This is a genomic window from Chitinophaga sp. GbtcB8 (genome assembly GCF_019091455.1).
Taxonomy (GTDB): Bacteria; Bacteroidota; Bacteroidia; order Chitinophagales; family Chitinophagaceae; genus Chitinophaga.
In genome coordinates, this window is the sequence record NZ_JAGXJN010000006.1 from 15,234 (window position 1) to 35,855 (window position 20,622).

The 20,622-nt window shown below is 46.8% G+C and carries 16 protein-coding genes; 12 read left to right on the forward strand and 4 right to left on the reverse strand.

What is annotated here, in order from left to right; genetic code table 11:
• Positions 1–21 precede the first annotated feature (21 nt).
• A complete protein-coding gene (locus KVT36_RS08525; RefSeq protein ID WP_217603070.1) occupies positions 22–1,041 on the reverse strand; it encodes a hypothetical protein in 1,020 nt (339 codons plus the stop codon).
• Between the two features lie 207 nt (positions 1,042–1,248).
• Between KVT36_RS08525 and KVT36_RS08530 the strand changes: the two genes are divergently transcribed.
• Both KVT36_RS08530 and KVT36_RS08535 read left to right on the forward strand, forming a co-directional pair.
• The gene (locus tag KVT36_RS08530) at positions 1,249–1,845 is read left to right on the forward strand and encodes a TetR/AcrR family transcriptional regulator (protein WP_217603071.1); all 597 of its coding nucleotides are present in this window, start codon (positions 1,249–1,251) and stop codon (positions 1,843–1,845) included.
• Positions 1,846–1,862: 17 nt separating this feature from the next.
• A complete protein-coding gene (locus KVT36_RS08535) occupies positions 1,863–3,014 on the forward strand; it encodes an NAD(P)/FAD-dependent oxidoreductase (protein ID WP_217603072.1) in 1,152 nt (383 codons plus the stop codon).
• A 5-nt stretch (positions 3,015–3,019) separates the two neighbouring features.
• On the opposite strand, the gene KVT36_RS08540 is transcribed toward KVT36_RS08535, so the two are convergent.
• On the reverse strand, positions 3,020–3,835 hold the full coding sequence (locus tag KVT36_RS08540) for an alpha/beta hydrolase (RefSeq protein WP_217603073.1): 816 nt from the start codon (positions 3,833–3,835) through the stop codon (positions 3,020–3,022).
• A 174-nt stretch (positions 3,836–4,009) separates the two neighbouring features.
• On the opposite strand from KVT36_RS08540, the gene KVT36_RS08545 reads away from it, so the two are divergent.
• The 6 genes from KVT36_RS08545 (at position 4,010) to KVT36_RS08570 (ending at position 15,083) form a co-directional block, all read left to right on the forward strand.
• Complete coding sequence (locus KVT36_RS08545) at positions 4,010–4,852, forward strand: neutral zinc metallopeptidase (RefSeq protein WP_217603074.1); 843 nt, start codon at positions 4,010–4,012, stop codon at positions 4,850–4,852.
• 171 nt (positions 4,853–5,023) lie between these two features.
• Positions 5,024–7,483, forward strand: a complete 2,460-nt coding sequence (locus tag KVT36_RS08550) for a hypothetical protein (RefSeq protein WP_217603075.1) — start codon at positions 5,024–5,026, stop codon at positions 7,481–7,483.
• Positions 7,483–9,924 (forward strand): hypothetical protein, encoded by a 2,442-nt coding sequence (locus tag KVT36_RS08555; RefSeq protein ID WP_217603076.1) that lies wholly within the window; start codon positions 7,483–7,485, stop codon positions 9,922–9,924. Before KVT36_RS08550 ends, KVT36_RS08555 begins: the two co-directional genes overlap by 1 nt.
• Positions 9,925–10,140: 216 nt before the next feature.
• Positions 10,141–12,390, forward strand: a complete 2,250-nt coding sequence (locus KVT36_RS08560; RefSeq protein ID WP_217603077.1) for a discoidin domain-containing protein — start codon at positions 10,141–10,143, stop codon at positions 12,388–12,390.
• A gap of 765 nt (positions 12,391–13,155) precedes the next feature.
• Positions 13,156–13,746 (forward strand): peroxiredoxin, encoded by a 591-nt coding sequence (locus tag KVT36_RS08565; RefSeq protein ID WP_217603078.1) that lies wholly within the window; start codon positions 13,156–13,158, stop codon positions 13,744–13,746.
• A 290-nt stretch (positions 13,747–14,036) separates the two neighbouring features.
• A complete protein-coding gene (locus KVT36_RS08570; RefSeq protein WP_217603079.1) occupies positions 14,037–15,083 on the forward strand; it encodes a proline iminopeptidase-family hydrolase in 1,047 nt (348 codons plus the stop codon).
• A gap of 74 nt (positions 15,084–15,157) precedes the next feature.
• Here KVT36_RS08570 and KVT36_RS08575 read toward each other — a convergent pair whose 3' ends face one another.
• Positions 15,158–15,610 (reverse strand): GNAT family N-acetyltransferase, encoded by a 453-nt coding sequence (locus KVT36_RS08575; protein ID WP_217603080.1) that lies wholly within the window; start codon positions 15,608–15,610, stop codon positions 15,158–15,160.
• Between the two features lie 120 nt (positions 15,611–15,730).
• Between KVT36_RS08575 and KVT36_RS08580 the strand changes: the two genes are divergently transcribed.
• The 3 genes from KVT36_RS08580 (at position 15,731) to KVT36_RS08590 (ending at position 17,001) form a co-directional block, all read left to right on the forward strand.
• Positions 15,731–15,913 carry a hypothetical protein gene (locus KVT36_RS08580; RefSeq protein ID WP_217603081.1) on the forward strand — a complete coding sequence of 61 codons (183 nt, stop codon included), beginning with the start codon at positions 15,731–15,733 and terminating at the stop codon, positions 15,911–15,913.
• Between the two features lie 205 nt (positions 15,914–16,118).
• Entirely contained in the window at positions 16,119–16,514 is a 396-nt protein-coding gene (locus KVT36_RS08585) for a response regulator (protein ID WP_217603082.1), read from the forward strand.
• A gap of 82 nt (positions 16,515–16,596) precedes the next feature.
• Positions 16,597–17,001, forward strand: a complete 405-nt coding sequence (locus tag KVT36_RS08590) for a response regulator (protein WP_217603083.1) — start codon at positions 16,597–16,599, stop codon at positions 16,999–17,001.
• 19 nt (positions 17,002–17,020) lie between these two features.
• Here the strand turns inward: KVT36_RS08590 and uvrA are convergent, their stop codons facing one another.
• Complete coding sequence (gene uvrA / locus KVT36_RS08595; protein WP_254639912.1) at positions 17,021–19,546, reverse strand: excinuclease ABC subunit UvrA; 2,526 nt, start codon at positions 19,544–19,546, stop codon at positions 17,021–17,023.
• Between the two features lie 136 nt (positions 19,547–19,682).
• Here uvrA and KVT36_RS08600 point away from each other — a divergent pair, with 136 nt between their 5' ends.
• Entirely contained in the window at positions 19,683–20,537 is an 855-nt protein-coding gene (locus tag KVT36_RS08600; protein WP_217603085.1) for a helix-turn-helix transcriptional regulator, read from the forward strand.
• Positions 20,538–20,622 lie beyond the last annotated feature (85 nt).

The window sequence follows — 20,622 nt, forward strand, 5'->3', positions numbered from 1 at the left end:
CTCCCTGCAACAAAATGCCTCCTACAATTCCTCTGTTAAACTCTTCTTCAGATCTGCCAGGAACTCCGTTACAGTAGTAGCTTTACCGGATTCCGGCATTTGCGTAGCACAATTCATCTTCACATATTTGTTTACATCCGCCATTTGCCAGATGCCGGCGCCGGTCATACCCGGGTACTCCTTTTTAAACCGGATCATTTCAGCTTTGATCTCATCCGGTGATTTACTGTTATGATCCGTGGCGCAGGTGCTGAATGCCCCGCGGCAAAGGAATATCGGGTAAATGGGTACATCCGTGGCCAGGTGTGTTTTCCAGGGGCCGGGCGTATTGCGCGTGCCGCCGTCATAACATTGTACATAGATGGCATCTATCAGCCCTTTCTTTGATCCGTCAAGAATGCCTTTCCAATAGGAAAATTTTGTATACGGGCACAGGGTCATGTGCATGTTCAGCTTACCGATCATTGATCCTAACCGTATAATTGAAATCGCATCGTAAACAGATTCATCGTCAATACAGACAGCATCAACGCCTACCGCATCTTTTAATACCTTACATATTTTATACAGGGTGCTGTTGGTGCCGGTGCCGGTAACAACGCCCGCAGGAGCGGTTGAATCATTGGCCCAGGTCCTTATATAATCATAAGTGTTCGGCGGCTGGTTATACCATCTGCCCTCAAATAAGATCTCGATCCGGGTAATGGAAGTTTTACCCTGTTTTAAAGAAGCTACCCGTTTAAGCCACTCGGGGTTGCCCACATACTTGCCATCGTGAATGATAGGATTTCTGCTATCATCGCCGGAATACAGGTCGCCATTGGAACGTATATAAAAGCTGGACAGGATCACGGTGGTGAACCCCGACTGTTTTAAATGTTCGTAAGTACTATCCTCACCCGGGTAAGTACCGCGGCCAAACATGGTCAGGTTGGTAGCGGCCGGTGATGCCGGATCTCCGGCTGCAAGCGGCCGGGCAAAACACACGTTTGAAAAAATGCCGGACACCAGCAGGATAAAAGTTAACAAGCGTAATTTCATGACATAGGTTTAAGGAGGTGAAATTAATGAACTAATCTTAAAGCATACAACCGCTTATCCTTAATGGCATAATAGGATATTCCCTCAAAAGCTAATAGTATATTATTTATTACGAGTTGATTTATAGTAGCTTAATTTCTTGTTTGTAGAAATATTTGTAAGTAAATAAACGTTTACTTACTTTTGAAATGTAAATGAAAACACAGTATGCGGCCTAAAAATTTAGAAAAAGAGCAAGCCATCCGCACGGTTGCGCTGGACATTATTGCCAAAGAAGGATTGGAAAATTTAAGCATGCAAAAGCTGGCTAAAGCAGCCAATGTTTCACCCCGTACCATTTATATCAAATACGAGAACAAAGAAGATTTCCTGGTTAAGCTGTTTATTAATGAAGTGCTGGAAGTATACGAACAGGCCGTATTAAAAGACTTTGATGAGCACATGGAGTTTGCCGACGGTGTAAAAAAGATCTGGATGAATACTTTCCAGTACCTGAAAAATAACCGCCCTGCTTTTGCGCTCCTCCAATATAGCAGAAGCTCGCCTTTATTAAATAAGGCCTATCAGCAGCAGCACATTCAGCAGGGACAGTTCTTTGCGCCCATTCACCGTTTTATAGCAGCCAATATTAAAGCCGGTACTATTAAGAACTTTCATTTTGATGTATACCGTGCAATGATATTCCCTGTGCTGCTGGAGCTGGTGAGTGAATACTTTGACTATACCGAACGGCCTAAGCAGATCATTACAGAAAAGGTGCTGCAGGAGTGCTGCGCCACTGTAATAAAAGGCATCATGAAATAATTTAAAAACACTGCATAATGAAAACAATTAAGCATAAGCAGATCGCCATTGTAGGTGGCGGTCCGGGCGGGCTAACGCTGGCAAGGATCTTACAAATGAATGGCGCCAGCGTAAAAGTTTATGAGCGGGATGTGAACCGGAACGTACGCGTGCAGGGCACAACGTTAGACCTGCATTATGACTCCGGTTTAAAAGCGCTGCGTAAAGCCGGTTTAATGGACGCATTTAATGCCAGCTACCGCCCCGGTGCAGATAAGCTGTGTATTACAGATAAACAGGCAAACATTCTGCTGGATGAATTTGCTATTGAGGAAGGTGAAAGCGCCCGCCCTGAAATAGACCGCGGCCCGCTCCGCAACATCCTGCTGGATTCATTGCAGCCCGGTACCGTGGTATGGGACAGCAACTTTGCATCACTGGAAAGGCAGGTTTCTTCCATTAAAATTGAATTTAAGAACGGTACTACTGCTGATGCTGATCTTGTGATTGCAGCAGATGGGGCTAACTCTAAGATCCGTCCTTACATTACTGCTGTAAAACCTTTTTATGCGGGCGTTACCGCACTGGATGGCACTGTGTATAATTCCGAAACTACTGTTCCCGGTATTCACAGGCTGTTAAACGGTGGGAAGATCTTTGCAATGGGAGATGAAAAGTCTTTGATGTTAAGCGCTAAAGGTGATGGCAGCCTTTCGTTTTTAATAGGTTTTAATGCAGATGAATTTTGGGTAAAGAACAGCGGGATCGATTTTGCTGATAAGATGCAGGTGCTGGCCTGGTTTAAAACAGCCTTTGCCGGCTGGGCGCCCATCTGGGACGATCTGTTTGTACATGCCGGCTCCGCATTTATACCCCGCCCGCAATACTGTATGCCGGTAGATCAAACCTGGGAAGCATTGCCGGACCTTACTATGCTGGGTGATGCTGCGCACCTGATGCCGCCCTATGCGGGCGAAGGCGTGAACATGGCCATGCTGGATGCATTGGAGCTGGCAGAGTGCCTGCTGAGTGATGATTTTGCAGATACACACACTGCCATAGCAGCCTATGAAAAACAGATGCGCGCAAGAGCTGCTGAAATTACACAAATGACGCTGGAACAAACCGCCGTCTTACATTCACCACGGGCGATTGCTCATTTGCTGGAAATGTTCCGCCCTGTTGAATAATGGCCTCATGGCCTGGGTTTCCAAAGATCCTTCAGCTGTTTAAGCATGAGCAGAAAACCCGGGCCAGGCATATCTCCATGGCCAAAACCATCAAACTCATACAGGTAAGTTCTTTTGTGGCCGGCCAGCTTCATCATCCTGGCCAGGTAGGCATTTTCCTCATACCGTCCCAGCATTTCCATTTCCCGGTCACCCGTGTAAAGGTACAAGGGGGGCGCATCTGCACGCACATGGTATAAGGGTGCATATTTATCAATGATGGGTTGTGTATCCCGAATGCCTTTTTCCTTGCGTACGGTAAAATGTGTGATAGCCTGCCCGCTAAAGGGGAACAGGGCTGCAATGCGGTTGGCGTCAATATTATATTTGGCTAAATATTCCTTATCCAACCCGATCATCTCTGACAGGTAACCGCCCGCAGAGTGGCCGGATACAATGATCTTAGCGGTATCGCCGCCATATTCCCTTGCGTGGCTAAACACCCAGGCCACTGCAGCTGCAGCATCTTCAATATAAGCCGGGCAGGATACTTTAGGGCTCAGGCGGTAGTTGGCCGCAATGATGATCATTTTATGACGCTTCAATTCTTCCGGGATGTTTTTGCTGCCGCCGGTTATTCCGCCGCCATGGAACCATACGATCACGGGTGCATTGGCATGTTTAGCCGGGTAATAAATATCCAGCCGGCAACGCTCTTTCATATAATCCGTCAGCTCCCCGCTTCTGTATAAAATATCTTTCTGCTCCAGGTAAGTAGTGGTATCCTGCGCCAGCACAGGCAGCGCAAAGCAGATCAGCAGCAATAAGAGCCGGTATTTCATGATAAAATGATTTACTTGTAAAGAAAATAAAAAAAACAGGAACATCCACATTCGGTCATGAAAAGAATAGGCATTCCGGGCACCATTTTTGAAACGATGGCACATCAATCATTCTAAACCAAGAGTATTACAGTATTACGTAGCAGTTATTCTTTATTAAAAACCTGTTCTCACATGAAAAAAACGTTAATCCTTTTTTCTGCCGGGTTATTGATTGCCTGGCTTTCCGGCTGTAGTAAAAAAGATGACAAAACACCTCAGGAAACACAGAACAAAGACATGGCCGGTTGCCTGGGCTATGCATCCGGGTACGCTAATTCCGGCGTTATGGGCGCCGCCAACACCTACGATTTTAAGTCGGCGCAGAATAACCAGTTCTTTGCAGGAGAAGTGAGCATACAAAAGGGCTTCTGGAATAATATTCCTGCTGAGGTACATGTATTGTATGAAAGCAGCGCAGACTACCGTAACGCATATGCCAGCCCGGATGGTAAGATCCTTTTTGGATATGAAATGTTCTACTACCTGGTGCGTTCTTTCAGCAAAATAGAAGGCAGCGATAACCTTTCGCCTTTACCGGTAGATGGTGTGCTGGCCCATGAATGGGGGCATCGTGTACAGTTCACCGTAGGATGGACGGATTATGCAAAAGCCTCTTACCGGGAGCTGGAAGCTGATTTCTTCTCCGGCTACTACATGGGACTGGCCAAGCAATGGTTATGGGCGCAGATCCAAACCTATTATAATGCCATTTATGCCTCCGGGGATTATTATTACAATTCCCCTGACCATCATGGTACGCCGCAGCAACGGCTGAATGCAGCTTACGCAGGGCTGACCGTTGCAGTGTATGAGCTTAATAACAATGTGCATTATACCTACAATCAGCTGCACAGCATTTTTAATCAGAAAGTGCATAGTGAAATAGGCGCCCGCAAAAGCAACGTATTCCCGGAAGTGGAGTATCCTAAAGATCTGACAAAAGAAAAAATAGAACGATTATATCCCACCCTGTAATGCCGGTTTAACCGGCATTACGCCTTTATAACCCCAAATAATTTTACCGGTTTCTGTTTTTTATTACTATTTTTATCCAGGTAACAGGATAAGATGCAGACTATGAGCGTTACCGTTTTTCAATCCCTATATAACCGACAATCCCAATCAGCAGTAAATTAACCTTTACAGATGTTCGATTCCCCTGTACTAAATGTGGTGATAGGGCTCACCCTGATCTATCTCCTATACAGCCTGCTGGCCAGCCTCCTGGGCGAGTTATTATCAACCACCTTTAACCTGCGTTCCCTTTTGCTGCGGGTAGCATTGGAAAGAATGCTCAATGATGGTTATTATGCCAGGCGGGATAAATGGCGCAATCGCTGGAGCTCTGTAGTGAACGCGGTACGGTGGTTTTTCCTTTTCCCCAATCATAATTTTAAGAGCAGCCTGGCCGGCCGTTTTTATGAGCACCCTTCCATTAAATATCTCGCCAAGGCAGAACGGCCTTCACCGTTTGCAGAAACGCGCCCCTCTTACCTTACAGACGTATATTTCGTAAGTACGTTCATCCGCATGCTTATAGAAATGGGCATGGGAACTACGGATGATGAAAAGATAGCCTCTGCCCTGAAGCTGAACACCCTGCACATGCAGCAGCGTACGGCAAAAAATGTGATCGGCATTTACCAGGAGGCAAAGGGCAACACCGCTGCTTTTAAAGAAGGACTGCGGCGCTGGTACAATGAAACCATGGACCGCACCAATGGCTGGTACAAGCGTAAAATGCAGTTCATGCTGCTGCTCATCGGCCTTTCGTTATCTATACTTTTTAATGTGGATACCATCCGTATCACAAAGCTCCTGGCCCGCGATCCGCAGGCAAGGTCTGAGCTGGTAAAAATGAGCATTGCCATTGCCAACGATACCACTTATGAAAATGTGATCACGGATAAAGACAGCCTGCGGCGGGCTACCATACTGGATTCCGGTTATGCGCGTGTGCAGCGTGATATTGATGATGCAGGTTTGCTCCTGGGCCTGGGCTGGAATTTTAACAAGCTAAGCTCTCCTATAAAATATGAAGTAGTACATAAAAAAACGCCAAAGCTGTATGACGGGTTGCTGGAGCTGGACGCTGCTGCAAGATCAGTAAGGGTGGCCGACTCCGTGCACCGGGCCAGTGAGGAGCGTAATAAGTGGGCGGTAAAAACACTGCTGCCGGAAATAAAACAAACAGACCGGCAGATCATGGATACCATCATGGCCGCATTGCAGGGAACTATAAAAGACACTTCAAAGCTAAAGGGGCTGCGCGAAAAAAAAGATAACCTGTTAAAGCTGCTGGCAGCCCGTAAGGAAATGCTGGCCAATGACAGCCTGGAATATGCTGCACTTACCACTTTGCAGCAACAGAACCTGCAGGCCATTAATGAGCTTACCGGCAAAAAATTTAAAGACATTCCTGTTGTTGAACGGGAGAATGAAGAAGTGTATTACCTGCGCGGAACAGGCCCCTTTACCGGCAACCGGCTTGGTTATATTATCTGCAACACCTTTAAAGACCTGCGCCTGCTGGGCTTTTTGCTTACTGCGCTTATGATCTCCCTGGGCGCTCCTTTCTGGTTTGATCTTTTAAAGAAACTGGTAAGCCTGCGCGGTGCCGGCGTAAGGCCCGATCCCAGCGACAATGAGGTGCTGGTGAAAAAAGTATTACCGGATGCCAATGCACCCGCCGTAGTGATGGCAGCGGAAGTAACGCCCTTATTTGCTACTGTGCAGGATGAATTTGTATGGAAATACCGTGTTTCGCTTTTAGCCCTGCCTTCGGTACGGGCTGTATTTACCTTTTATGATAATGACGGGAATTGCAAGGTGCAGGTAAATGTAACGGTAGCCACGGCAGCGCAGGAGGTTAGCGACCGGCTTGTAATGTTGGGCATTAACCCTGTACCGGGCTGGCTGGTAATTAAAGTAACGGGTATACCAAAGTCCAATGCACCGCTGCATGCAGTGGGTAATTTTAATAACATGGCCCTTACCCATGGTTCCCTGAGCTGTATCCTGAAAGATACTACCAATAAAGACCGCTTTGTATTGTCGTGCTGGCATGTGCTGAAAGGGGATACGGATTTTGATGCGCTTTTTATTCAACACCCGCTGGTTGTAAATAATACTAACACCATTATAGCTGACCTGGAAGCAGGCGGTATCCTGAATACGCTGGATTATGGGCTGGCGCGCTGCCGGCCCAATATGCCCGCTATCACCAATAACTGGCTGATCACCGGCCTGCAGCTGCCCACGCCCTTTAAACACCGCATGGTGGAAACGGATGATATTAAGAACCATATCACGCTCCGCTATTTTGATTTGGAAACGCAGGCGGCTGTAAAGGGCATTATTTACGCCGTTTGCCCGGAAGTGCAGGTGGATTACCGCGATAAGCCGCGTTTGGTGCAGGATGTAATTGTGCTGCAGAAAGGGCTGAATACTGTGCTCCCTATCTCTCAGCCCGGCAATTCAGGCGCGCTTTTATTTGATGAAAAAAATGACGCCATCGGCATGATCATAGCCGGTGATGAGAACTATACCTACGCTATAAAATTGTCCAATTTCTTCAACCTTCATAAGGAAAAATCCTTTGCCTGATGACAAAAATTTACCTGACGGTGGTGCTGTTTGTTTGCACCTTTTTTTCCGCCTTTTCCCAAAATGAAAATCTGTTAAAGATAGATGTAAACGGGCCTGCGCTTGCCGATGTGGCCTTTAGCTATAAAGGCCAGCTGCAGGTTAGTAGAATAAAACTGGACAGCTCCTGGCAGCTAATGCTGAATGATACCGGTCACCATGCGCTTAAAATAAACCTGGTGAACATGGTAGGGCGGGGAGATAGCATTTCTTTGCATAGCCTGAATTTTACATTGTCCGTTCCCGCCGGGAAAATTGAAGGCTTTCAGCTGGCGCAAATGTTTAAGCTGAAAGTGTACCTGAACGATAGCCTGGTCATTTTCAGGGAATGTGCCTATGGGACTGCTCCCGGTGGTGCCGTTGTTCCCGTTGCAGCACCAGGAGCACCTGTGACTGCGCCGGCCGGGACCGGGCAGCCGCCAACAGTTGCTGCTAATGTAGGCGCTATGATCAATGATGCATTAAAGCTGGCAGGCAATCCCACATTGGGTGATGCGCAGGAAATACTGGCCTATTATGCCCATGTTAAAAATACAGCCACCGCTGTAGGGGCTGCTTATGCAGACAACAAACACCTGCAGATCTTTGTAGCGTTAAAAATAGATGGCGCCGACGTCCACGGTAGCGACAACTTTGTAGGCTCCCTGCTGAATAATGTTGGCGGGCTGGATGTAACCAATCTTGCATTGGGCGCTACGGACTTTATTATTAAACGCGGGAAAGAGGAGCTGAATATTGCGTTCTTTAAAAAGTTCCAGGACTTAATTTCCAAACCGGAGCTGCGGGACCTGCAAACTGTTTTTCCCGCCACCTGGCGCACCTTATACCTGGTAGGCGATGACATTTATAATTACAACCGCTATTTACAAACCTTACAGAACGCCTTTAAGAACGATATTGCGCAGCTCTCAGCCAACCTGCCTTCTATTATTGATAATCATCCCTTGTTCTTTGCCGCGCATCCTGAGCTGGAAGCCAGCCTGCGCAGCGGTCTTTACTTTGCCAACAGCCTGCGCGACGGCGTGCATCCCGGTGAGATCATAGACCAGTATGATGCATCCTTGCTGGATAAATTTAACTGTACCTTTACCCCGGCAGGAGTGGTCACCAATCCTAATTACAGAACCTCAGTGGAGCTTTTACAGCTGCTTTCTTTTTCACTCCGTAACCAAACCAGTGAAACCAATACGGCCTATTGGGTTGCGCCTAAAATGCTGCAGCAATTAGTAGCCAACCCGATAGCTGCAAAATATTTTTTAGGACTGTTATACCAATACGGCAAAACCAGGTTTACGCAGCTGAACTTTAAAACCGGTAGCGATACTATTAATGTACTGAAAAGTATTAATGACCTGGCAGACCATGAAGCGGATATTAAAGCATGGTTCAACTACCTGTCAACCCTGGTTATAAAAACGCAAAGCCTCAATGCCCTGGTAAAAACCTATGAGCGGCAAAGCAGCGATTCTATGAAAATAGAGCAGCTTTATACCTACTTCCAGGCATCTGTAGACCTTTTAAAATATGCCACGCGTATAACGCAGCTGCCAGGGCTGAAGGATCCCGGGCTTGAACAAAAATTCTCCGTGTATTTTGAAACAGCAGATGCTGCCGCTTCACTCATCGTAAATGCTAACCGTGCCCAGTATACCGCTGCAGTATCAGATGCAGTGCGTATCTATGACCTGGTGCGCAATAAATATCATGAGGCAACGGTTAAGCTATTAAAGGATGCACTGGCTGTTAAAGACATCACAGATGCGGAGAAAGCAGTCCTTGAAGCGCAATTGAAAAAAGAGATGGCGGTTAGCGGGCTTACGAAGAACTTTTTCCGTTACGGTACTTTTATGGCCACGGTAGCAGATGCAGACTCACCGAAGGAAGTATCGGATGCTATTGAAGCATTTGCGTTGCCGGCCGGCTCCGCCCGCATTAAAAGGGAATCGCCGTTCAATGTTTCGTTGAATGCCTATGCAGGCCTGTATGCCGGTTATGAACGTATTAGCGGTCTTAAGGCCGACAGGAACGCGAAGATAAATTCCTACGGGGTAACCATACCTATTGGGGTAGCCATCAGCACCGGTTGTTCGCATTGGTCATATTCAGCGTTCCTTTCTCTTGTGGACCTGGGCGCAGTAGCGGCTTTCCGGGTAAAGAACGATTCGGTGAACGAAGTGCCCTCCATTCAGCTGAAGGATGTTTTTTCACCAGGCTTATTCTTTTCACTGGGCCTGCCGAAAAGCCCCATTTCCCTGAACCTGGGCGCACAGGTAGGGCCTAACCTGAGAAAGGTAACCACTACTGAGAATGATTATTCAGGCAATACTTACCTGCGGTTCAGCCTCTCTGTGTTAGTAGATATTCCCTTGCTTAATTTTTATACGAAAACAAAAGAGGATTAAGATCCTTAACAATTAACAGGCGAAGGTGCATCACATTTGTGGTGCACCTTTTTTTTAGAATGATCAAAAGGGATACAATAGATTACTAACGGATAAGAAAGTATGATCATTAGATAAACAAGTATTGTCGTGGAACTATGCCCTGCACGTAGCTTTGCTGTAACAATAACCCTTATCCGCTAAGCGGATGTATTCTCTTACCTAAATAATATCTATATGAAAACACCTATGATCAGGTACTGTATTTTCCTCATGCTGATGTTTGTCCTGAGCGGGCGCCTGATTGCGCAGGACATTTACATTGACCTCAACAAACCACGTCAAACGGTTGATGGCGCAGGGTTCTGTCATGAAGGCGACCGGCAGAACGGCAACTACTACATTATCAGCACCGCTATTCAGCAAATGCTGGATAACCATATGAGCTTATTCCGCGACATGTTCCCGAACAAAACTTTTGAACCCTCCAAAGGCAGCTTTAATTACACAGATGAACGTGTGGTGAACAGTTTTAAAAGGCTGAAAACAATGCAGGACAGAGGGATTAAAACCATCCTGGGTATCTGGGATGTACCCAACTGGATGGTCAGCAATCCATCTGCAGGATCTAACCGTAAGATCAACAACTTTGATGATTTTGCAAATTTCATTACAGCCTATCTTGTTTACGGGAAAAACAATTATGGTCTGAAGGTAGATTACGTGGATGTAAATGAAACCAAAACATCCGGTGTAAATATTGCCCTTACTGCACAGGAATACATTACCCTGATCCAGAAATGCCAGGCGCTTTTTACCGCCAATGGTATCCAGACAAAGATGAACATTGGCAGCGTGCTGTTATGGGATATCCAATACAGCAAAGACATTTACAATGCAGTAAGAAATCTGAGCGTAGCCGGGAATCCCAGCTGGCACACTTACAGGGGCGGCAGCACTACCGGCCGTGAGCCCATCTCTTATTGGGAAGGCTGGGGGGCCTGGCAGCAAACCCTGGACCGTAATTTATGGGGTACGGAAACAGATTACGACGCTTACTATTGGGAAAATGGCGATCGTTTAACCTGGCAGGGGGTGGAAGAAATGGCGGTTATGTATTACCGGAATTATTACGTAGCCCGTATGTCTACCTCAGCCGGTTGGTTCTGGCACCCGGAATGGCCTTCCAACAATGTGCACACTGCCTACATGAATCACTTTGAACCTGGCGGCCAGGTAGTAGAAACCAGCCAGCCCAATGCTGATGTAATGACGGTTGCGTACAAACACACGGCTAATAAAAAATTCGTGATCCAGGTAGTGAACCAGGCAGCTTCCGCACACACCGTAACTTTTCATGGTGTGCCTGCCAACAAGCCTTTAACGCTGATCCGCACCAGTGAGGCAGGCGACCGTTATAAAACCATTGGCGCCTATCCGGCTGCCGGAACGGATCTTACTGTTACATTACAGGCTAACAGTTTTAATACCTTTTATGGTGACCTGGAAACAACAATTGCTGATTCAACAGCTGCAGCCATCCTGTTCTCTGATTGTGCTTATAGCGGCAAGGCGGTTTCCCTGCCCATTGGCAATTATACCCTGGCACAGCTGCAGGCGCTGGGCGCTTTAAATGATGATGTATCCTCTGTGCAGGTGCAGAGCGGCTATAAGCTCACCTTATATGCGGATAATAACTTTACCGGCACCGCTGTAACCCTTACCGGAAATGACGATTGCCTGGCTAATGAAAATTTTAATGATCTTGCCTCATCCGTAAAAGTTGAAAAGTCTTCGTCTAACCTGGCTTACAACCGGCCTGTATTCACCACCTCCAGTGAAAGTGCAGATCTTGCAGGTGTTTACGCAGTAGATGCAAATGGCAATACCCGCTGGTCCAGCAGCTACGCCAATAACCAATCTATTGTAGTGGACCTGGGTGCTAATTATAACGTGAACCGTGTACGCCTGGCCTGGGAGGCAGCTTATGCCCGTGATTACCAGATCCAGTTCTCCACAGACAATATCACGTGGACGACTGTACGGGAATTCTGGGGTAAATCATCAGCGGCAGCAGATGACCAGACAGGGCTGAGCGGCGTAGCACGCTATGTAAAAGTTTATTGTATTAACCGGGCTACCACTTATGGTTTCTCTTTGTATGAGTTTGAGATCTATGGTACTGCTGCTGCGGCCCTGCAAACGGCCAAACAGGTTAGCAGTAATACTGTCAGCAATCATTTTACCAGCCAGGGCATCAAAGTTTTTCCCAACCCGGTTCATAACCAGGTAACCGTGCAGCTCACTGCTTCCTGGCAGCAGGGCAGCCGGCTGGAGCTGATGAACAGTGAAGGGAAAGCGGTTATTACCCGGCAGCTGAATGGCGCCAGCCACACGCTGCAGCTTTCACCGCTGCCGGCAGGATTGTATATGCTGCGGGTAACGAATGCCGGGCGGCAGGCTGTCCAAAAGATTATTAAAGAATAATAGTTAGAAGGGAAGGGAGTATCTCAAAGTGCACTTTTGAGATCCCCTCTTTTTTTGAGATGAAAGTATTGGACGATCTGTAGGATAATGAGCGCGGCATGGGACCTGGCCGCTAAGGGGGCATTCAGCCAAACATCGTGCCTCGGGTAAATTAAGTGTATGATTGACAGGAAGATATGTTCAAAAGCACTGCGTAAAATGCCCGGCAGATCCTGATTTATCCCTTGGAATTGTTATTTTTTTTCAGAAAAATGAAAATTAACTAAAACGTTTTAGCAAAAACCCTTATCTTTACGTCAGTTTTTCATAACGTGGAATTTATAAAGGCAAACGGCTTTGTTCACAGGGCCGTATTTTTTTTTAATACCACTTACCCTCAGTGCATTTTCCACCTGGTTTTTAACCTGTTAGCAGCAAAAATACCAATACACTAAACATACCAAAAAGGATTTCAAGCACCGGGCCGGTAATTGAGCCCTGAGCTCAGGACAATGATGTACACGTACTTTTCAGTTGGTAATGTTAAAAGCACTTTCTTAGGCAGGTAGTAGCCTGTGAATAGTGAGCAACTATCTAATTAAATAGATAGTGAAATACTATTTAATAGAATAGTGACCTAAGCCATTTCTCCGTTTTATTTTTATGAGCTATTACCCTAATAGTCCTGCCTGGAATATCCCTAGTTTATTAGTCTATAGAATAAGTAGGTTATTTGCAGATAATTGATATATTTGTGTATCAAACCAACCCTCCTTATTATTAAGTATGAAAAAAGCATTTAGGAATATCCTGCAAACCCTGTTGGTAGTGGCCATATCCGCTCTTGGGGGTAATCGTTTAAAAGCGCAGTCAGCTAATCATGAACAGGGCAAACAGACCGCTGATGCTAATTCCATCAACCGTGGTTACCTGGTTAACGTAGGGGAGCAGGCCCCGGACGATTTTGAGCTGCTGCTGCAGGATGGTAGTAAAACCTCTCTGAAACAGCTCCGGGGAAAAATAGTGGTATTACAGTTCACCGCCAGCTGGTGCAGTGTATGCCGGAAGGAAATGCCTCACCTGGAAAATGACGTATGGAAAGCCTACCAGGATAAGAATGTGGTCCTGATCGGTGTTGACCGCGATGAGCCGCTGGAAAAAGTGCAGCAGTTCCATCAGGATATGAAGATCACTTATCCGCTGGCCCTGGATCCGGGTGCTGATATCTTTGGCCGCTTTGCAGAAAAAAAGAGCGGAGTTACCCGTAATGTAGTGATAGACCCCAGCGGTAAAATAGTTTTTCTTACCCGCTTATATGATCCGAATGAATTTAGTGAAATGCTGAAAGTAATTGACGGATTGGCAAAACGATCGTAAAAAAGAATGTAAGATCATAGACGTGAAATTTCAAACCGGCGAAGGAGGTTCATAGAGATCATTTAAAAGACTTTATGAACGGGATAAAGATGCCGCGAACACAGGCCTGCCTGATTTCGCGGCATTTCTCTTTTTTCAGTCAATATTACTTTTATATGGTGTTAAGTGGGGGCCGGCTATCTGATATACTTGTATTAAATTTGATGCAGGGAACGTTTTTATGTGTAGCAGCAACGTATGGTGGCGCAATTAGTACTAATTTCGTAAACCAATTCTATCAATCGTTTATTATGCTAAAGAGTTACAACATTACCCTGCTTTTGCAAGCCATGCTGGTATTGGCGGCCTGCAATGAAACCCCGGCCACAGGCGGGGATCATACTGCTTATTTTACACCCGTGGATAGCGGCGTGCAAACCGGTGGTGTAAAGATCATCCCCATCAGCACCTCAAAAGGAACATTTAACATCTGGACCAAGCGTACCGGCAACAATCCCAAAATAAAGGTATTGCTTATAACAGGTGGCCCCGGCGCTACCCATGAATATGCGGAAGCATTTGACAGCTTTTTTCCGCAAGAAGAAATAGAATACATTTATTACGACCAGCTGGGATGCGGCAATTCCGATAATCCTAAGGATACTGCCTTGTATGATCTGAACCGCAGCGTGGAGGAAATAGAGCAGGTGCGCAAAGCGCTCAACCTTACGAATGAAAATTTTTACATCTGGGGTCATTCCTGGGGTGGGGTAGTGGCCATGGAATATGCGCTCAAATACCAGGATAACCTGAAAGCCCTGATCATTTCTGATATGATGGCCAGCGCAAAGGATTATAACGACTATGCAGATAATGTACTGGCCAAACAGATGGATCCTAAGATCCTGGATAGCATCCGCGCCATTGAAGCAAAAAATGATTTTGACAATCCCAAATACATGGAGCTGCTGATGCCTAATTTTTATGCAAAGCATATTTGCAGGTTACCGGAATTTCCGGACCCGGTTTTACGCGCCATGGGCAAAATAAATGAATCGTTTTACAGGACTATGCAGGGTCCCAGCGAATTTGGCTTATCCGGTAAGCTGACCAACTGGGATGTTAAAGGAAAATTACCGCAGATCAAGGTACCTACCTTAAGCATTGGTGCAAAATATGATACCATGGATCCGGAACATATGAAGTGGATAGCCGGCCAGGTGCAGAACGGTAGTTATTTATATTGTCCCAACGGCAGTCATTTGTGTATGTATGATGATCAGGCGGTTTACATGAAAGGGCTGGTTAAATTTATACTGGCAGTGAATAACGGGGAAAAGAAAGTGGCGCTTAATTAAAAGAATGTAAAATCTTAAATGTAAAATGTAAAAGTGGAATGCAGCGAATAAGGGACTGCATTCCACTTTTACATTTACCCCAGTTCCTTCTCAAAACATACACTATTCTCAACATCCACATACGGCCCAAAATTCGGCACCTGTTTATACCCATTCTTTTTATAAAGCGCAATGGCCTCCGGCTGATTCTTACCGGTTTCCAGTACGCAGGTTGTGATGTTAAGCTCTTTACACCAGGTTTCCAATGCATGCAGCACCACGGAGGCAATGCCCTGCCCGCGTTTATTTAATACAACATACATACGCTTTACTTCCATCACCCCCGGCGCGTAGGCTCTTAAAGCGCCGCAGGCTACAGGTATATCTTGATCATAAGCAACTATCACATATTCCAGGTGATCTGTTTTATTCAATTGCGCCAGGAACACATGTTCCTCTCCGTCGCGTTCCTTTAATTCCAGGTCCAGCAGGGTTACAAGCGCCTGGAAATTTCCGTGGTCAGAGTTACTGCGTTGCAGGGTGATCATAGTGCTGACTAATTTTTATTATCTAAGCATAAAGTTAACGATCCGCTGGCCCTGGCAAATAGTACATTACCCTCATTTTCCGGCTAAATTTTAGCAATTGTTAGCCAAACAAACCTGGACATGATTAAAAATACCCTGCAGCAAAGCGGTAATAACCAGGTAACGGTAAAGGTAATACCAGGGCTGAACCACCTGTTCCTGCACTGTAATACCTGCACCAATGAAGAGATCCCACAGCTGAAAGGCGATTTTGCGCCCGAAGCCTGGCAGGAAATAAAGCGCTGGCTGCAGCCATTCCTCTAACTTCTTTTAGGTTGATAATTGACTATCCGATCGAAAACCAACACGGATGAAGGCCCTGCTGAAAGGCAGTGTCAAGGTTGACAAAAAGGGCTGCTCTTTACAGGGCGGCCCTTGATTTTTTTAAGGCGCTTTTAAGGCTTCCCCGGGTCTGATACTTATCTTATTATTAAAAATATTGCTATTTTTACTGAACATATCCAATACCATGAGTAAGAATAGAACGGTGTTCCTGGTAGATGATGATACGGATGATCAGGATTTTTTTAAATCCGCTCTCCAGACAATTGATAACTCTGCTTTCCTGCTCTCCGCTTTTAACGGAGAACATGCGCTGGAAATGATAAATGGTGGAAATGTTGATCCGGATATTGTTTTCCTGGATCTGAATATGCCCCGCATGAACGGAGCTGAGCTATTAGTTGAGTTACGCAGAATGGAAAGTTTTGATTTGATACCCATCATCCTGTATTCCACCTCCTCAGAAAGATCCGCTATCATCGAATGCATGCAATTGGGAGCCAATGATTATTTGGTGAAGCCCAATAAATTTGAAACATTGATCGTTGAAATAAGAACGGTAATGGATAAGTACTTAAAATAACGGATACATTTTTGTGGTAGATAACAGCCGGGAAGACAGAACAGGCGAAAACTAATTACAGACAAAATATTTTACAAGTCATATGAGCAAGGGTGTTACGATTTTTTTGGTAGATGATGACGCTGAGGACCGGCGCGTATTTAAAGATGCGCTGGAAGAAGTGACCAGCACGGTGCAGCTCCTGTCTGCATATGACGGTGAGCATGCGCTGGAGTTAATGAACGACCGGAAATTCAGTAACCCGGACATTATTTTCATGGACCTGAATATGCCCCGGATGAATGGTATGGAATTGCTGGCTGAGCTCCGGCAAAGAAGGAATTTAACCGATGTACCCATTATTGTATTCTCCACCTCTGCCATGTTAACCTTTATCCAGCAATGCATGCAATTAGGAGCAGATGATTACCTGATCAAACCGGAAAGTTTTGCCATGCTGGTGAGCGGCATCCGGCAAAAGCTGGAAAAACATACCAATGCTGCTTAAAGCAGCTGTCTTAGTCTGACTATTTACCGCTTCCGTTATTCAGATATTTTGCCAGGAAAGGTGCCGTACGGCTGTGCTTATTTTCCGCAATGCCAGCTACAGGGCCTGCAGCCACCACTTTACCGCCTTCATCGCCCGCACCGGGACCAATATCCACAATCCAGTCGCTGTTGGCAATTACATGCATATCATGTTCAACCGTAATAACCGTATTGCCCTGGTCTACCAGCAAATTAAGCTGGTCCATTAGTTTTTCAACGTCAGATGGGTGCAGGCCGGTGGTGGGCTCATCCAGTATATACAGTGAGTTGCCGTGCTGTGTTCTCTGCAATTCCGTGGCCAGCTTAATACGTTGCGCCTCGCCACCGGAAAGTTCTGTTGCAGGGTGTCCCAGCCGCAGGTAGCCCAGGCCCACCTGCTGCACGGTTTCCAGCGGTCTTTTTATTTGCGGTTCGTTTATGAAAAAAAGGAAAGCATCATCCACCGTCATTTCCAGCACTTCTGCAATGTTTTTATCGTTGTACTTAATTTCAAGCGTTTTGTTATTATAACGGGTACCCTGGCAGGTGGGGCAGGGGGCATACACACTGGGTAAAAATAACAGCTCTACCATCACAAAACCTTCCCCCTCACAGTGGCTGCAACGCCCTTTTGCAACATTAAAGGAAAAGCGGCCTGCATCATAATGCCGGGCTTTGGCAATTTTGGTAGCTGCAAACAGCTTCCTGATGGGATCAAATAAGCCGGTATAGGTGGCCAGGTTGGACCTGGGTGTACGGCCTATGGGTTTTTGATCCACCACTATCAAACGTTTAACAGCATCCATACCCGCTGTAATACGGCCTTCCAGCGGTAAAACCTGCTGTTCCGGCATTTCTGTTTCTTCATAGGCTGCCGGTACTGTTTGCCCAAGGTGGGTAGCCACCAGCTCTACCAGCACCTGGCTTACCAGGGTGCTTTTCCCTGATCCGGATACGCCGGTAACGCTGGTAAAAACGCCTAATGGAAAGGCCGCGCTGAAATTATGCAGGTTATTACGCGTAATACCTTCCAGCCGCAGCCAGCCTTTGGGCGCCCTTGCTGTACGGGTTTTGTGCTGCTGTTCATTCAGATAGCGTTTGGTAACAGACGCGGGCACATGATTTAATCCCTCCGGCGGGCCGCTATATAATATTTCACCGCCCTTTTCACCGGCAGCAGGTCCTACGTCAACAATCCAGTCGGCATGCCGGATCACATCCACCTCATGCTCTACTACAAAAAGGGAGTTACCGGCTGCTTTAAGGCCGTCCAGCGCCCGTAGCAGGGCTTGTGTATCAGCGGGGTGAAGACCGGCTGAAGGCTCATCCAGCACATACACCACACCAAACAGGTGGGAATGGATCTGCGTTGCCAGCCTTAATCTTTGTAATTCACCAGGTGAAAGGGTGGGGGTGCTTCTTTCCAGGGTCAGGTAGCCCAGGCCAAGGTCTATCAGCACATCCAGCCTTTTAACCATATCCTCCGCTATCCGTTGCGTAACCAGGTTCTTTTCCGGGTGCCCTGCATTTTTATGGCCGGCAGCAGGGGCGCCTGCTGCATAGGGCTCAAAGATGTGTTTTAAGCGCAGCAGCGGTATGCCGGACATTTCTGCAATATCCAGCTTTGCAAATTTTACGGAAAGGGAGGCCGGGCGTAAACGTTTGCCATGGCATACCGGGCATTCCGCACTTAGCATAAACTGGGATACCCGTTTTTTCATCAGCTGGCTTTGCGAGTTGGCAAAGGTTTGCATCACATAACGTTGGGCGCTGGTGAAGGTGCCCATATAGCTGGGCTCCAGTTTTCTTTTCAGGGCATCCCGTACTTCTGCAGCTGTAAAGGCTGAATATACCGGCACCACGGGTTGCTCTTCCGTGAAAAGGATCCAGTCCCGCTGTTTTTTAGGCAGGTCTTTCCAGGGGGTGTCTACATCATAACCCAGCGTCATGAGGATCTCCCGCAGGTTCTGCCCCTGCCAGGCAGTAGGCCATGCCGCTACAGCACGTTCCCGGATGGTCAGGCTATCATCCGGCACCATGGATTTTTCCGTTACCTCGTACACACGTCCAAGACCATGGCAATGCGGGCATGCGCCTTCCGGTGTGTTGGGTGAAAAACCCTCTGCATAGATGATGGATTGGCCTTTGGGATAATCACCCGCCCGGGAATACAGCATCCGCAGCAGGTTGGATAAGGTAGTTACGCTGCCCACAAATGAGCGGGTGCTGGTTGCGCCCCGTTGCTGTTGTAAGGCAATGGCGGGTGGCAGCCCTTCTATGGCATCTGCTTCGGGCACCGACATCTGGTTAAAAAGCCTTCTTGCATAAGGCGAAACAGATTCCAGGTACCTGCGCTGCGCTTCGGCATACAGGGTGCCAAATGCCAGTGATGTCTTGCCGGATCCGGAAACGCCGGTGAATACAACAAAGGCATCGCGCGGTATTTCCAGGTCTATATTCTTCAGGTTATGTTCCCGGGCTCCGCGTACTTTTACGAAGCCGCTAAAATTCTTAGGTTGTAACATTTGCATCCTTTCTCACAGTGATAGCAACAAATGTGCACCTTTTTTAATTACAAATGGATGTATAACCTCAGTGATCTCCTGCCAGATTTATTTTTAAGGATGGATGGAAGTAGTATTTTGAGCTGAATTACCCCTTATGCCCAAAGATAAATATATGATCCCCACCATTGCAACCGATGAGGTCAAACATCATGGATTGCAGCTTGTCAGCTTTTCACAGATCATTAAAACAGCAGCTACCCAGGTCCCGCACCGCGATGAGAACTATATTTTTATTTTCCAGGAAAAAGGAAAGCTGAACCTGGAGCTGGACTTCCGGAAGGTACTGCTTAAAGGTTGTATGGTATATTTCATTCTGCCAGGGCAGATCCATCACTTTTCAGCGGCTGATGACGGCGTATGGATGCTAACGGTTGAGCCCTCCCTGGTGCAGCAAACCTATAAATCTATCCTGGATCAGTACTTCCTGCTGCATGAACCGGCAGCCGTTTCAGAACAAAAGAAAAAGAGGCTCAGCGGCTGTTTAACCTTCCTGGCGGATGAGGTGAGGGCCAGCGGGGCCGATGCCTGCCAGCAGCACATAAAACGCGGGCTGGTGGATGTTATAATAGGAACCATCACACGGGAATATGCCAATGGGGAAACGGCTAAAGGGCAAAAAGAATCCCGGAGCACTACCATCACCCGGCAGTTTAAAGCCCTGTTATTCCAGCATTATAAGGTTAAAAAAAGACCTTCTGACTATGCCGGTGTTTTAAAGATCTCTACCCCTTACCTAAATGAAGCCGTTAAAGACTTTACCGGTTTTACGGTAAGCTACTGGATCCAGAAGATGATCATCATGGAAGCCAAGCGCCTGCTGTATTATACGGATCTTACCATTAAAGAAATAGCCGGCGAGCTGGGATATGACGATCATGCTTATTTCTCACGGCTGTTCACTATATCTGAAAAGATCTCTCCACAGGGTTACAGAAAGCGGCACCGCTAAAAATCCAAACCTTACCTGCTTTTCTGCATTGCCTTGTACGGGCCGGTGCCGTTACTTTGCAGTGCCGGTAATCCCCATGCATGGT